General features: G+C 64.1%; 11 protein-coding genes. 2 read left to right on the forward strand and 9 right to left on the reverse strand.

The genetic code is table 11. From position 1 onward, the window contains the following. Positions 1-115: 115 nt before the first annotated feature. The 8 genes from D886_RS0126085 to D886_RS0126120 all read right to left on the reverse strand — a co-directional run bounded on the left by D886_RS0126085 (position 116) and on the right by D886_RS0126120 (position 10354). Positions 116-2491: an RND family transporter gene (locus D886_RS0126085; protein ID WP_027596703.1), complete on the reverse strand. Its 2376-nt coding sequence runs from the start codon at positions 2489-2491 to the stop codon at positions 116-118. 20 nt (positions 2492-2511) lie between these two features. Continuing rightward, positions 2512-3552 carry a YCF48-related protein gene (locus tag D886_RS0126090; RefSeq protein WP_027596704.1) on the reverse strand — a complete coding sequence of 347 codons (1041 nt, stop codon included), beginning with the start codon at positions 3550-3552 and terminating at the stop codon, positions 2512-2514. 284 nt (positions 3553-3836) lie between these two features. After that, positions 3837-6494: an aminopeptidase N gene (gene pepN, locus D886_RS0126095; protein ID WP_027596705.1), complete on the reverse strand. Its 2658-nt coding sequence runs from the start codon at positions 6492-6494 to the stop codon at positions 3837-3839. Positions 6495-6507: 13 nt separating this feature from the next. Then, on the reverse strand, positions 6508-7338 hold the full coding sequence (locus D886_RS0126100) for a DUF2797 domain-containing protein (RefSeq protein WP_027596706.1): 831 nt from the start codon (positions 7336-7338) through the stop codon (positions 6508-6510). Then, on the reverse strand, positions 7335-7595 hold the full coding sequence (locus D886_RS0126105) for a YeaC family protein (protein ID WP_027596707.1): 261 nt from the start codon (positions 7593-7595) through the stop codon (positions 7335-7337). Before D886_RS0126105 ends, D886_RS0126100 begins: the two co-directional genes overlap by 4 nt. Before the next feature lie 13 nt (positions 7596-7608). Beyond that, on the reverse strand, positions 7609-8496 hold the full coding sequence (locus D886_RS0126110) for a rhomboid family intramembrane serine protease (RefSeq protein WP_027596708.1): 888 nt from the start codon (positions 8494-8496) through the stop codon (positions 7609-7611). Beyond that, positions 8493-9464 (reverse strand): metallophosphoesterase, encoded by a 972-nt coding sequence (locus D886_RS0126115; RefSeq protein WP_027596709.1) that lies wholly within the window; start codon positions 9462-9464, stop codon positions 8493-8495. The genes D886_RS0126110 and D886_RS0126115 overlap by 4 nt, the downstream gene beginning before the upstream one ends. After that, positions 9464-10354 carry an NAD(+) kinase gene (locus D886_RS0126120; RefSeq protein WP_027596710.1) on the reverse strand — a complete coding sequence of 297 codons (891 nt, stop codon included), beginning with the start codon at positions 10352-10354 and terminating at the stop codon, positions 9464-9466. Before D886_RS0126120 ends, D886_RS0126115 begins: the two co-directional genes overlap by 1 nt. A gap of 88 nt (positions 10355-10442) precedes the next feature. Between D886_RS0126120 and D886_RS0126125 the strand changes: the two genes are divergently transcribed. After that, positions 10443-11378, forward strand: a complete 936-nt coding sequence (locus D886_RS0126125) for a DUF1853 family protein (protein WP_027596711.1) — start codon at positions 10443-10445, stop codon at positions 11376-11378. 137 nt (positions 11379-11515) lie between these two features. Then, positions 11516-12061: a cytochrome b561 gene (gene cybB / locus D886_RS0126130; RefSeq protein WP_027596712.1), complete on the forward strand. Its 546-nt coding sequence runs from the start codon at positions 11516-11518 to the stop codon at positions 12059-12061. Here cybB and D886_RS0126135 read toward each other — a convergent pair. Further along, positions 12052-12945 (reverse strand): 1-aminocyclopropane-1-carboxylate deaminase/D-cysteine desulfhydrase, encoded by an 894-nt coding sequence (locus D886_RS0126135; protein WP_097151355.1) that lies wholly within the window; start codon positions 12943-12945, stop codon positions 12052-12054. The two genes, cybB and D886_RS0126135, sit on opposite strands and share 10 nt — an antisense overlap. Between the last annotated feature and the right edge of the window lie 42 nt (positions 12946-12987).

The following is a 12987-nucleotide window of genomic DNA, read 5'->3' on the forward strand; positions in this document are numbered from 1 at the left end:
CGACAGTATAGCGACATGGCACCTGTGGGAGCGGGTTTACCCGCGAATGCGTCGGCGAATGCACCACCGTATTCGCGGGTGAACCCGCTCCCACAGGCCCTCTACAGCCCCTCACTTAATGGGCAAAAATGGACCCGCCCTCCTTGCCCACCATCTTCTCAGGCTTGATCAGGAACCGCGCCAGCGCCGGCAACAGCCACAGCGCACCGAACATGTTCCACAGCAGCATGAAGGTCAGCATCAAGCCCATGTCGGCCTGGAACTTGATCGCCGAGAAGATCCAGGTGCACACACCAATGGCCAGGCACAACCCGGTGAACAACACCGCCTTGCCGGTCGAGCGCAGGGTTTCGTAATAGGCTTCCTGCAACGGCAGGCCTGCACGCAGGAAGCTTTCCAGGCGGCTGTAGATGTAGATGCCATAGTCCACGCCGATGCCCACACCCAAGGCCACCACCGGTAACGTCGCAACCTTCACGCCAATGCCCATGTACGCCATCAGCGCATTGCCCAGCACCGAGGTCAGCACCAGCGGCAGGACGATACACAGGGTTGCGGCGAACGAGCGGAAGGTGATCAGGCACATCACCGCGACGCAGATGTACACCAGCACCAGAATGGTCAGTTCGGCCGACTTGATCACCTCGTTGGTGGCCGCCTCGATCCCGGCGTTACCGGCCGCCAGCAGGAACTGCAGGCCCTCTTTGTTGTGGCTGTCGGCAAAGGCCTTGGCGGCTGCGGTGACGCGCTCCAGGGTCTCGGCCTTGTGGTCGTTGAGGAACACCAGCACCGGCGCCAGTGAGCAGTCGGCGTTGTACAGGCCGTCGGCGCGGGCGATGGAGTTGTTGAGGATGTCCGGGTTGCGCGACAGGGTCTCCCATTTCAGGCTGCCCTCGTTCATGCCCTTGATCACCTGCTTGGACACGGTCACCAGCGAGATCGCCGACTGCACGCCCGGGGTGTTCTCCATGGTCCACATCAGCTCGTCTATCGGCGCCATGGTCGAGTGGATCGAGCAGCTTTCCGACGGCGTCTTGACCATGATCACCAGCACGTCCGAGCTGGTCGAATAGTTGCTGATGATGAAGTTGTTGTCCTGGTTGTAGCGCGAGTCCGGGCGCAGCTCTGGCGCGCCCTGGTCGAGGTCGCCGATTTTCAGGTTCTGGCTGTACCAGAGGCCACCGGCGAACATCACCAAGGCCACGGCAACAGACACCGGCGCCACCTTGGCACTGGCGAAATTGGACAGCAGGCGCCAGAACGGGTGCTCGCGGGTCGCGTCCTTCTTGCTGCGCTCGACCGCCTTCTTGCTGATGCCGACATAGGAAATCGCCACCGGCAGCAGGATCAGGTTGGTAAAGACGATCACCGCGACGCCGATCGAGGCGCCGATGGCGAGCTCGCGAATGACCCCGATGTCGATGATCAGCAGGGTGATGAAGCCCACTGCGTCAGCAAGGATGGCGATCATCCCCGGCAGGAACAGCTGGCGGAAGGTGCGCCGGGCAGCGGTCAGTGCGTTGTCGGCGCCGCTCGACTGCAAGGCGATGCCGTTGATCTTCTGCACCCCGTGGGAAATGCCGATGGCGAAGATCAGGAAGGGTACCAGCATCGAATACGGGTCGAGGCCGAAGCCCACCGCATGCATCAAGCCCAGCTGCCAGACCACCGCCACCAGGGTGGTGATGAGCACAGCGATGGTGCTGCGGATGCACCAGGTAAACCAGTACAGCAGCACCCAGGTGATGCCCAGGGCCACGCCGAAGAACATCGCCACCATCACCAGGCCGTCGATCAGGTCGCCGACCTTCTTGGCGAAGCCGACGATATGGATCTTCACGTTGGGGTTCTGCGCCTGGAACTTGTCACGGATCTTCTCTTCGAGCAGGTGCGAGAACTGCTGGTAGTCGAGCTTGACCTGCTTGCCTTGGTCCTGCGGGTCGGGGTAGCTCTCCAGCAGCGGCACATCGACGATGCTGGACTTGAAGTTGTTGCCCACCAGGCGCCCGACCTGGCCGGACTTGAGCACGTTGTCGCGCAAGGCATCGAGGCTTTCAGCCGAGCCGTTGTAGGTATTGGGGATCACCTCGCCACCGGAGAAGCCTTCTTCGGTCACCTCGGTCCAGCGCACGCTGGGGCTCCACAGCGACTTCAGCCCGGCGCGGTCGACGCCAGGGATGTAGAACACCTCGTCATGGATCTGACGCAGGGTCTCCATGTAGTCCTTGTCGAAGATGTCACCGTTGACCGCCTCCACCGAAATACGCACGGTGTTGCCGAGGTTGGCCAGGTCGTTGCGGTGCTCCATCATCTGTTCGATGAACGGGTGCTCGAGCGGGATCATCTTCTCGAAACTGGTCGAGGGGCGGATCTGCGTGGCCTGCCAGAACAGGAAGATGCTGACCAGCACGCACAGGGCGATGACCACGGGGCGGTTGTTGAAGATCAGGCGTTCGAGCAGCGTGGCCTTGTCCTGGTGATGCGGGTGCATGGTGATGCTCTCCCTGCTGGTCATGGACGCGCCTCCTTGGCAGCCTGGTCGGCGCCTTCGGCGGTGGCCAGGTGCACGCCCCCCTGCCCCACCAGCAGCAAGCCGCCGGTTGTCAGGCCGGTGACGCCGGCCAGGGCGATGCGGTCGGCACGGTTGTAGACGCTGAAGGTTTGCCCGTCGTCATGGCTGCGCAACACGCTGCCGCCGTTACCGACCAGCACCACGCTGCCATCCTCGACAAGCGTAGCGCTTGCCAGGCCGAATTCGAGCGTGCCGCGCGCGGCCTTGAGTTCGATCGGCTGCCAGCTGTCGCCGAAGTCGGTAGAACGGAACAAGTTGCCGCGCAGGCCATAGGCCAAAAGCGTCTTAGGCTGGGCAGTGCCCATCACACCGAACAGCGAGCCCTCGTACGGGCCGTCGACCTTGGACCAGGTCTGGCCGTTGTCGCCTGAACGGAACATGCTGCCCTGCTCGCCGACGATGAACAGGCCGGCGTCCTTGATTACGGCGATGCCGTTAAGGTGCAGTTGGTCGGCGTTGTCCAGGCGCTCGGCAACGTCCTGCCAGTGCTGGCCGCCGTCGGTGGTTTCCAGCAGTGCGCCATAGGCACCCACGGCAAAACCGTGCTGGGCGTCGAGGAAGGTGACGTCGAGCAGCGGGGCTTCGCGGGACAGGTCTTCGAATTGCTTGCTCCAGGTCGCGCCGCCATCGGTACTGGCGAGGATCTGCGCATCGTGGCCGACAGCCCAGCCGCGCTTGTCGTCGAAGAAGAACACAGCGGTGAGCAGTTGCCGGGTGGGTACCCGGGCCTGGGTCCAGGTCTTGCCCTGGTCGTCGGAGAACAGGATATGACCGCGATCACCGACCACGACCAGACGCTTGCCGGCCTGGGCGGCGTCGATCAGCAGGCTCTGACTGGCCTTGGCCGATTCGGTCGAGTATTCGTCGGCAGGCGCCGCTTGCGCGGTGTCCGCCCACATCCCAAGTGCCAGCGCCAGCACCGCGCCAGCCGCCAACGGCCAGGCACCACGCCTGGCCTGCGTCATCACACGCTCCCTCATGACCGTCCCCTGTTGTGTTCTTCTTGGTGGGTCTGTGCGTTGAAAAGCCTGTGTTAGAGGCTTGTGGGGATCGTATCGGGGAAGGCTGAAGAATTACAACGAACGGGACGTTATGTTTTGTTAACCGCCCAAAAGCCGGGGCCGCTGTGCGGCCCATCGCAGCGGTTCGGCGCCCCGACAAGCCAGCTCCTACAGGTACAGCGCCGCCCTTGAACTGTGCGCTTTACCTGTAGGAGCTGGCTTGCCTGCGATGGGCTGCACAGCAGCCCCTGGATCTGCCAGGCTCACGCCAAGCTCTTGCTCACCACCTCATACACATCACTGGACAGCGCCCCAGAAGCCAGAATCCGCTCCAGCTCACCCTTCATCAGCGCCTGACGCGCGTCGTCGTACTTGCGCCAGCGGGTCAGCGGTGCCAATTGACGCGAAGCAATCTGCGGGTTCAGCGCATTCAGCTCGATCACCAGGTCCGCCAGGAAGCGATAACCCGAACCATCGGCCGCATGGAAGTTGACCAGGTTCTGCCCGGCAAACGCCCCCACCAACGCCCGCACCTTGTTCGGGTTTTTCAGGGTAAACGCCGGGTGCTGCATCAGCGCCTTGACCCGGGCCAGCCCGCCTGGCAGCAAACTGGCGGCCTGCACGCTGAACCACTGGTCCATGACCAACGGGTTGTCCTTGAAGTGCTCGGCGAAGGTTTCCAGCGCCTTGGCCCGCTCGGCTTCGAACGGCGAGTTGACCAGCACCGCCAGGGCGGTCAGGCGCTCGGTCATGTTGTCGCACTGGTCGAACTGCTCCAGGGTCGCCTCCAGCACCTGCGGCTTGCCGCTAAGCATCAGGTACGACAGGGCGATGTTCTGCAGGCTGCGGCGGGCGAAGTGCTCGGCCGCAGCGACGTAGGCCGTGCTGCGCGAGACCTCGCGGTGGGCCTGGTAGCGGGCCCACAGGCCATCGAACAGCTGCTCGGCGATCTGCTGGCGGGCGAACTCGCGGGCGGCGTGAATGGCATCGACGTCAGCTACCTGGCTGATTTCGGTGAGGTAGGCTTCGCCTGGCAGCGAGAGCATCTCGGCGACCATGGCGGCGTCCAGCGATTCGTTGCCCAGCACGGTACCGAGGGCGGTGATCAGGCGCGGGTCGAGCTTCAACGCTTCGCCACGTTGATGCTGGCCGATCAGCTCCTGCAGCACCTGCACCGACAGCTGTTGGCCCGCTTCCCAGCGGTTGAAACCATCGCTGTCGTGCTGCATGAGGAACATCAGCTGGTCGCGGTCGTACGGGAAGCTCAATTTCACCGGCGCGCTGAAGCCTCGCAGCAGCGAGGGCAGCGGCTTGGCCGTGAGGCCTTCGAAGGTGAAGGTTTGCTCCGCCTCGGTCACCGACAGCACGCGGCTGGTGCCGCCAGCCGCGGCCTCACCCGCCAGGCGCAGCGGCAGGTCGTTGCCTTCGGCATCCAGCAGGCCCAGCTCGACCGGGATCACGAACGGCAGCTTCTCGGCCTTGTCGGGGGTCTGCGGGCAGCTCTGGCGGAAAGTCAGGCTGTAAGTCTGGGCGCCTGCATCATACCCTTCGCTGACCTCCAGGCGCGGCGTGCCCGCCTGGTTGTACCAGCGTTTGAACTGGGTCAGGTCGACGCCGTTGGCATCTTCCATGGCCTTGATGAAGTCGTCGGTGGTCACCGCCTGGCCATCATGACGCTCGAAATACAGGTCGCTGCCTTTGCGGAAGCCCTCGGCCCCCAGCAGGGTGCGGACCATACGTACAACCTCGGCACCCTTTTCGTACACAGTCAGGGTGTAGAAGTTGGAGATTTCGATGAAGCTGTCCGGGCGCACCGGGTGGGCCATGGGGCCGGCATCTTCGGCGAACTGGTGGGTCCGCAGGTAAGCGACGTCTTCGATGCGCTTGACCGTGCGCGAGTTCATGTCGGCGCTGAACTCGGCGTCGCGGAACACCGTGAAGCCTTCCTTGAGCGACAGCTGGAACCAGTCACGGCAGGTGACGCGGTTGCCCGACCAGTTGTGGAAGTACTCGTGGGCGACCACGCCTTCGACACGCTGGTGGGCGGCGTCGGTGGCGGTTTCGGCCCGGGCCAGCACACAGCTGGAGTTGAAGATGTTCAGGCCCTTGTTTTCCATGGCGCCCATGTTGAAGTCGTTGACCGCGACAATCATGAAGATGTCCAGGTCGTACTCGCGGCCATAGACTTCTTCGTCCCAGCGCATGGACTTCTTCAGGCTGACCATGGCGTGGTCACACTTGTCGATGTTCTCGGGTTCGACGTAGATGCGCAGGGTCACATCGCGGCCCGACTGGCGCACGAACTTGTCCTCGACGCACCAGAGGTCACCGGCCACCAGGGCGAACAGGTAGGCCGGTTTCATGAACGGGTCTTCCCACGTCGCCCAATGGCGGCCGTCTTCTGCCGGCCCGCTGCCAATGGGGTTACCGTTGGACAGCAGCACCGGGTAACGATGCTGCTCGGCGATCACCGTGGTGGTGAAGGTGCTCATCACGTCCGGGCGGTCGAGGTAGTAGGTGATCTTGCGGAAGCCCTCGGCCTCGCACTGGGTGCAGAACATCTTGCCGGACTTGTACAGGCCTTCCAGCGCAGTGTTGCTCTCGGGGTGGATCTTCACGCTGGTGTCGAGGGTGAAACGCTCGGCCTTGGGCTGCACGGTCAGGCTGTCGGCTTCGAGCTGGTAATCGCTCGCCTGCAGCTCGACATCGTCCAGCGAAGCGCGCAGCAGCTCAAGCTGCTGGCCGTCGAGCACCAACGGCGGCAGGCCGGCACCGCGTGCCGGGTTGCGGCGCATGACCAGTTGCGCATGGACCAGGGTGTGGTCCTCGAACAGCTCGAAGGTCAGGTGCGTCTCGTCGATCAGGTACTCGGGCGCCTGGTAGTCCTTGAGGTAGATCACTTGCGGTTGTTCGGTACGCATGTGCAGGTCCTTTTTACTGGAGCACGGCCAACTGGTAGGCCGTGTACTTGCGAATGTTGATCACGCCGGTGTCGAAGATCAGGTACTGGCCCTTGATGCCCAGCAGCGTGCCTTCCACTACCGGGTTCTTGTCCAGGTTGAAGCTGACGATCTTCGTCGGGTAGGCCTCGACCGGGTAACGCATCTGCACCACTTCGGCATCGGGCAGCGGCTGGATCGCCTGCAAGCCGAAGCGCGCTTGCAGGTCGCGCAGGCCGTCGGCGCAGGCATCGAAAATCTGTTCACGAATGGCCACCAGGTCCAGCGCTTCGGCGTCACCCTTGAGCAGGGCGCGCCAGTTGGTGCGGTCCGGTACCTGGCTACGCAGCACGTCTTCGACCAGGCCCGATTGCTGGCGGGTGGCCACGCGCATGATCGGTAGCGCCTGGCTGGCACCCTGGTCGAGCCAACGGGTGGGCAACTGGGTGGCGCGGGTGATACCGACCTTGACCCCTGACGAGTTGGCCAGGTAGACGACGTGGTCGGTCATGCAGAACTGCTCGCCCCAGGACGGTTCGCGGCAGGTGCCGGCGTCATAGTGGCAGCGTTCCGGGGCCATGATGCACACGTCGCACTGGGCCAGCTTGGTCATGCACGGGTAGCAGTAACCCTGGCTGAAGCTGGTCTTGGTGCGCTTGCCGCAATGGCTGCAGTGAATGGCGCCGAGGTACTCGAGGCGCAAGCGCTGGCCGATCAACGGGTTGACCGGCACCTGCTCTTCACCCAGGCGAAAGCTGTATTGCACGACCGGTGCTTCAAGGCGCACCGCCATCTTGCTCAAAGAGCCACGAGCGAGTTCGATCAATGTACCGAGTCCGACTTGAACAGAATGTTAGGGATCGGCGCAGACTTCGAGGCGCACTCTTGCGGCCCCATGTAGCCGGTACGCTGGTCTTCGGGGAGGTTTTTCATTTCCCAGGCGATCACCGCCTGCAGCGACAGCTCTTTCTGCTCGGCAGTGAGCTTGCGGCCATCGGACCATTTGCCGATTTCCACGGCCGTTTTCAGGCTCTCGTAGATCTCGGGAGTAATGTTTTCAATCATTTGCGCGAAAGTGGACATAGCGTCTCCTAATTCAAGCCGACAGTTTACGCCGGGCCATGCCGCCACCCAAGAGCCCTGTCAGGCATCCGATGAGCAGGCCGCCGACGTGGGCGGCGTTGGCGATTTGGCCGAAGCCGAGCTGGCCGACTACGCCGGTCAGGCACACCACCAGCCAGATCAGCATCATCACCAGCACGCCCTTGGGCAGGTTGAAGTGGGGGTTGGGCGCCAGCCACTGGTACAGCCAGATGTGCCCGAGCAGCCCGTACAGCACCCCAGAAAGGCCACCGAACAGGCTCGCGCCACTGGTGTAGTGCTGGGCCAGGTTGGAAACCAGGCTGAACAACAGGGTCAGGCCCAGCAACAGCCATGGCCCCTGGCGCAGCTCGATGCGCTTGCCCAGTTCCCAGTACCACAGGCTGTTCATGGCCAGGTGCAGCACGCCGAAATGCAGCAGCATCGGCGACACCAGGCGCCACCATTGGCCTTCGGCGAGGCCCTGGGCCAGTGGGGTGAAGTACAGGTAGTCGCCCTGCACGCGGAAGTCGAGGAAGGTGAACCAGCCAATGGTCGAGAAGTTGTCGCCCAGGCCGGTGATGCCGGCAACGATGAAGCACAGCAGCAGGACAGCGGCGGTGACCTTGCAGGCTTTGACCTGGTCTTTGAGGGAGGGTTGTGTGGGGGCACTCGCGGCTGAATCCCCTTCCACAGGGGCCTGCGCAAGCTCAAGGTCGGCGTTACCGTCGGGATAGCGCTGGTAGAGTTGCAGCACATCCTGGGCCAGCGTGTCGGGGGCCCACAGCACCTGGACTTCACCTTCTTCACTGACCCGGTGTGGCACCTGCAAGCGTTGCAGCAGGTGCACGAAGCCGCTGAGGTCGACCGACAGCGGCAGGCGCATCACTTCGATTATGTTCATTGATTGGCCTGTGGGCGGTCGACGTCGACCCAGACGAACTTGTGCGGGTCGATACGGGTTTCATCATCCAGCCGATAGGCGACCAGCTTGCCGTAAAGCACCGCGCTGTAGTCGAGGCAGGCCAGGTTGTCGCGGATCGGCGCCGGGCGTCCGCTGCGCCAGTAGTGGCCGACGAACAACAAAGGCTCGTCCTCGGCATAGCGCAGCAAGGCGTTCTTCTGGGTATGGCTCAGTGGCGTGCTGGCGACGGCTTCAGGCAGCGCATCGGGCTGGAACACGATGTCGCCATAGGTTTGCGGGTCTTCTTCCCAGAACTTGGTGCGGAAGAAGGCGCGGGTCAGGCCATCGCCACCGGTCAGGGTCAAGCCGTCCGGCAGGCGCATGTCGGTGCCCCGCAGCAGGCGATTGCACACGGTGGCGGCAAAGCTGCCGGGCACGGCCGAGGCCTGGATGAAATGTTCGTCGATGCGCCCGTCCGGGTATTGCTGGCGCAGCGGCTCGATCAGCCGTGGGTCCCAGCAGGCATGCACCAGGCGGAAACGCCCGGCGTCGACGAACAGCGGCAGTTCGTAGAACCAGTTGACGAAGTCATGCCAGTCGCCCGGGTGGTGGGCGAACTGCGTGAGGGTCTCGTCGATCAGCCTGGCATGGCGTGGCGTGTGTTCGCGCACATGGGCCTTGCCGCTGCCGGGCAGCGCCGGGGTGACCCAGCCCAGGGCGTTGTACTCATGGTTGCCCATGATGCAGAACGCCTGGCCGGCTTCGACCATGTCGTGCACGATGTGCAATGCCTCGCGGATGCGCGGCCCACGGTCGACGATGTCGCCCAGGAACAATGCCTGGCGCCGCGGGTGACGCCAGACGCCGGCCACGCGCTTGTAACCGAGGGCGTCGAGCAAGCGTTCAAGGGTCAGCGCACAGCCATGCACGTCACCGATGATGTCAAAACTTCGCGCCGGATCGAGCATCAGTCGTCCCTGCTTCCAAGGCGGCTGCCCCAGCCGAGTTTGGTACGGCACACTTCGTAGTAGTTATGGTCCAGCGGGTGGATCAGGCGCAGCTTCTGCGGTTTCTTGCTCACCGTGATGGTGTCGCCAGGGGCGCAGGTGAAGTGGTTCTGGCCGTCACAGGACACCTGCGGGTAAATCTGCAGGTCCTTGGCCACGACAATCTTCAGCTCGCTGTTGCCGTCCACCACGATCGGCCGGCCCGACAGGGTATGCGGGTACATCGGCACGATGACAATGGCGTCGAGCTTGGGGTGCATGATCGGGCCGCCGGCCGACAACGCGTAGGCGGTCGAGCCGGTCGGGGTGGCAACGATCAGGCCGTCGGCCTTCTGGCTGCAGACGAACTGGCCGTCGATGTAGATTTCGAACTCGATCATCCGCGTCGACTTGCCGGGGTGCAGGACCACGTCGTTAAGCGCATCGCCCTGGCCGATGGCCTCGTGGTGACGGCGCACTTCGGCCTGCAGCAGGAAGCGGTTTTCCACCAGGTAGTGGCCGTCGAGCACTTCGGCGACCTTTTCTTCCAGCTCGTCAGGGCGGATGTCGGTGAGAAAGCCCAAGTTGCCGCGGTTGATGCCGAGCACCGGGATGTTGTGCCGGGCCAGCGCGCGGGCGGCGCCGAGCAGGCTGCCGTCACCGCCGACGACGATGACCAGGTCGCAGACCTCGCCCAGCAGCTTGCGCGTGGACGTTTGCAGGCCGTGGCCGGGCAGGACTTCGGCGATGGTGTCCTCGAGGATCACGTGCAGGTGGCGCTCGAGGAGGAATTTTTTCAGTCGGCGAATGGTGTCGAGCACCTGCGAGCTGCCAAGGCGTCCGATGATACCGATATTGCGAAATTGCTCCATGGGGCTCCTGCGAGGCTCTGCGGCGGGTGACTATGCGCCGATTATGGGCGAAACGACCGGGTAGCGGCAAACCGGCTATGCTCGCTGGATGATGCCTTTCGCCGAACTCCACGACTTGCCTCGCCAGTTGCGCCGCCCTGCCGTGCGCGACCTGGCCTGGGCATTGCTGTCGCCCCCGCTGCTGAGCGCCCCGCCCTGCCCCCAGCGCCACCCGCTGGCCGGCAGCGCCTGGGCCGATGATCCGCAACGCCTGAAAGCCTGGCTGCTGGCGCTGGATGCCAATGAGCAACCGCTGCGCGACAGGCTGGCGCGGCTGACCAGTCGGCGGCTGGGCCTGTACTACGAATGCCTCTGGCAGTTCGCCCTGGGCCAGGCGCCGGGCCTTGAGTTGCTGGCAGCGAACCTGGCGATTCGCGCAGGCGGGCAGACGTTGGGTGAGCTGGACATTCTGCTGCGGGATGACGAGGGGGTGCAGCATTTCGAGTTGGCCATCAAGTTTTACCTGGGGCCTACCCACAGCGATGGCCGAGACCCGACGCAATGGCTTGGCCCAGGTTGCCATGACCGGCTGGGGATCAAACTGGCGCACCTGACTGGGCATCAGTTGCCGATGTCCAGTGGCGCACAGAGCCGCGCGGCCTTGGCCGGGCTTGGCGTGCAGCAGGTGCAGGCGCATCTGTGGCTGGCCGGTTACCTGTTCTACCCCTGGCCTGGGCAGGCAGAACCGCCCGCAGGGGCCAACCCACTGCACCTGCGCGGGCGCTGGTTGCGGCGGCGGGATTGGTCGATGGTCACTGGCGAACGCTGGCAGCCTTTGCCCCGCGATGCCTGGTTGGCACCGGCGCGGGTCGAGGCGGATGAGTGCTGGACGGCACTGCAGTTCGGGGCCTGGCTGCAGGGGCTGGATGAGCATGCGCCGGCGCAGATGCTGGTCAGGCTGGAGCAGGAGGCCGAGGGTGCCTGGCATGAAGTGGAGCGGGTGTTTCTGGTGGCTGATAGCTGGCCACTTTTGCCCACGCGATGATTGTGCCCGCGAAGAGGCCGGTACAAGCAACACAATTTTCACCGACCTGGAGCAAAGATTGGTTCCGCCAAGCGGATACAGTGAGTGCTGAGCGCCACCAAGAGCGCCATTTCAAGACCTGATGATGAGGATCCTCCATGGTTTCATCCAGCCCCACGCAACATTACGCGCGCCTGTCCATCGCCCTGCATTGGCTGATGCTGGTGCTACTGGCCGTCGTATACGCCTGCATCGAGTTTCGCGGCCTGTTCCCCAAGGACAGCGCCGAGCGCAACCTGATGAAGGACCTGCACTTCATGCTGGGCCTGACCGTGTTCGTGCTGGTCTGGCTGCGCCTGGCCGTGCGCCTGAGCCGCCCCACCCCGCCCATCCTGCCCAAGCCACCTGCTTGGCAGACCGGCCTTGCCCACCTGATGCACCTGGCGCTGTACCTGCTGATGATCGGCCTGCCCCTGGCCGGCTGGCTGATCTTGAGCGCCGCCGACAAGCCAGTCCCCTTCTACGGGCTGGAACTGCCGCACCTCATCGGCGCGGACCCAGACCAGGCCAAATTCATCAAAGGCTGGCATGAACGCATCGGCAGCTGGGGTTACTGGCTGATCGGCCTGCATGCATTGGCCGGGCTGTATCACCACTACGTGCAGCGCGACAACACGCTGCTGCGCATGCTGCCCTACAAATAACCGCGCCGGCCTTGCAGGCCACCGGTATGCAGCACGATCAGGCGGGTGCCGGGCGCGAACAGGCCGGCCTCGACCTGCTCGCGCAGCGCCAGCAGGGCCTTGCCGGTGTAGAGCGCCTCCAGCGGCACGCCTGTGTGCCGCTCGCAAGCGTCGATGAACCCCAGCAGCTCGTCGTCGATCCGAGCGAAACCGCCCCGGCAGGCATCATGCAGTTGATAGCCACTGCCGCCGGCCAGATCCCTCACAACGTCCGGCACGCCGTGATCGCGGGGCACCGCCAGCGCGCCGTGCACGTCATGCGCGCCCGCCTCTTCCAGCACCAGGCCGGCCAACGTTGTACCGGTACCCACGGGCAGCCACCAGGCGCTGTAATCGTCCCAACCGATCTCGCCCAGTTGCGCGCGCGCCTGCGCGACGATCAACCCGCAACCCTGCGCGCCGGCCAAGCCGCCGCCGCCTTCGGGAATGCAGTGCCAACCGGGGTAGCGTGCCTGCCAGGGCTGCCAGAAACCCGCCTCATGACGGGCGCGGTAGCCGCCATAGCCGAGCCAATGCACGTGCATGCCCAACGCCTGCAGATCCCGCACCGTCGGCGTGTCCTGGGGGTGGCCACGCAGCAGGCCGGCCGTGGCGAAGCCGAAGCGCTTGCCGGCAGCGGCCAGGGCATGAAGGTGGTTGGAGTGGCTGCCGCCGAGGCTGATCAGGCCAGGGGCACCTGACTCATGGGCGTGCTGGAGGTGGTGGCGCAGCTTGAACCACTTGTTGCCGCTGATCAGGGGGTCGATCAAGTCCAAGCGCAGGATGGCGACTTCGACCTTGGCGTTTTGTAGCCAGGGCAGGTTCAGGGGGTGTAGAGGAGCCTGGGGCAGGTCGAGAAAATCGATAGACATGGAACGGGGCCTGAAGCGAAGGCTTCAGTTTATCAG

The organism is Pseudomonas sp. LAIL14HWK12:I7, from assembly GCF_000483465.1.
GTDB classification, from domain to species: domain Bacteria; phylum Pseudomonadota; class Gammaproteobacteria; order Pseudomonadales; family Pseudomonadaceae; genus Aquipseudomonas; species Aquipseudomonas kermanshahensis.

What these genes read in the sequence shown, in the direction of transcription:
- D886_RS0126085 (WP_027596703.1), bottom strand. Translation starts at nt 2,491, where the DNA reads ATGCACCCGCATCACCAGGACAAGGCCACGCTGCTCGAACGCCTGATC.
- D886_RS0126090 (WP_027596704.1), bottom strand. Translation starts at nt 3,552, where the DNA reads ATGAGGGAGCGTGTGATGACGCAGGCCAGGCGTGGTGCCTGGCCGTTG.
- pepN (WP_027596705.1), bottom strand. Translation starts at nt 6,494, where the DNA reads ATGCGTACCGAACAACCGCAAGTGATCTACCTCAAGGACTACCAGGCG.
- D886_RS0126105 (WP_027596707.1), bottom strand. Translation starts at nt 7,595, where the DNA reads ATGTCCACTTTCGCGCAAATGATTGAAAACATTACTCCCGAGATCTAC.
- D886_RS0126110 (WP_027596708.1), bottom strand. Translation starts at nt 8,496, where the DNA reads ATGAACATAATCGAAGTGATGCGCCTGCCGCTGTCGGTCGACCTCAGC.
- D886_RS0126115 (WP_027596709.1), bottom strand. Translation starts at nt 9,464, where the DNA reads ATGCTCGATCCGGCGCGAAGTTTTGACATCATCGGTGACGTGCATGGC.
- D886_RS0126120 (WP_027596710.1), bottom strand. Translation starts at nt 10,354, where the DNA reads ATGGAGCAATTTCGCAATATCGGTATCATCGGACGCCTTGGCAGCTCG.
- D886_RS0126125 (WP_027596711.1), top strand. Translation starts at nt 10,443, where the DNA reads ATGATGCCTTTCGCCGAACTCCACGACTTGCCTCGCCAGTTGCGCCGC.
- cybB (WP_027596712.1), top strand. Translation starts at nt 11,516, where the DNA reads ATGGTTTCATCCAGCCCCACGCAACATTACGCGCGCCTGTCCATCGCC.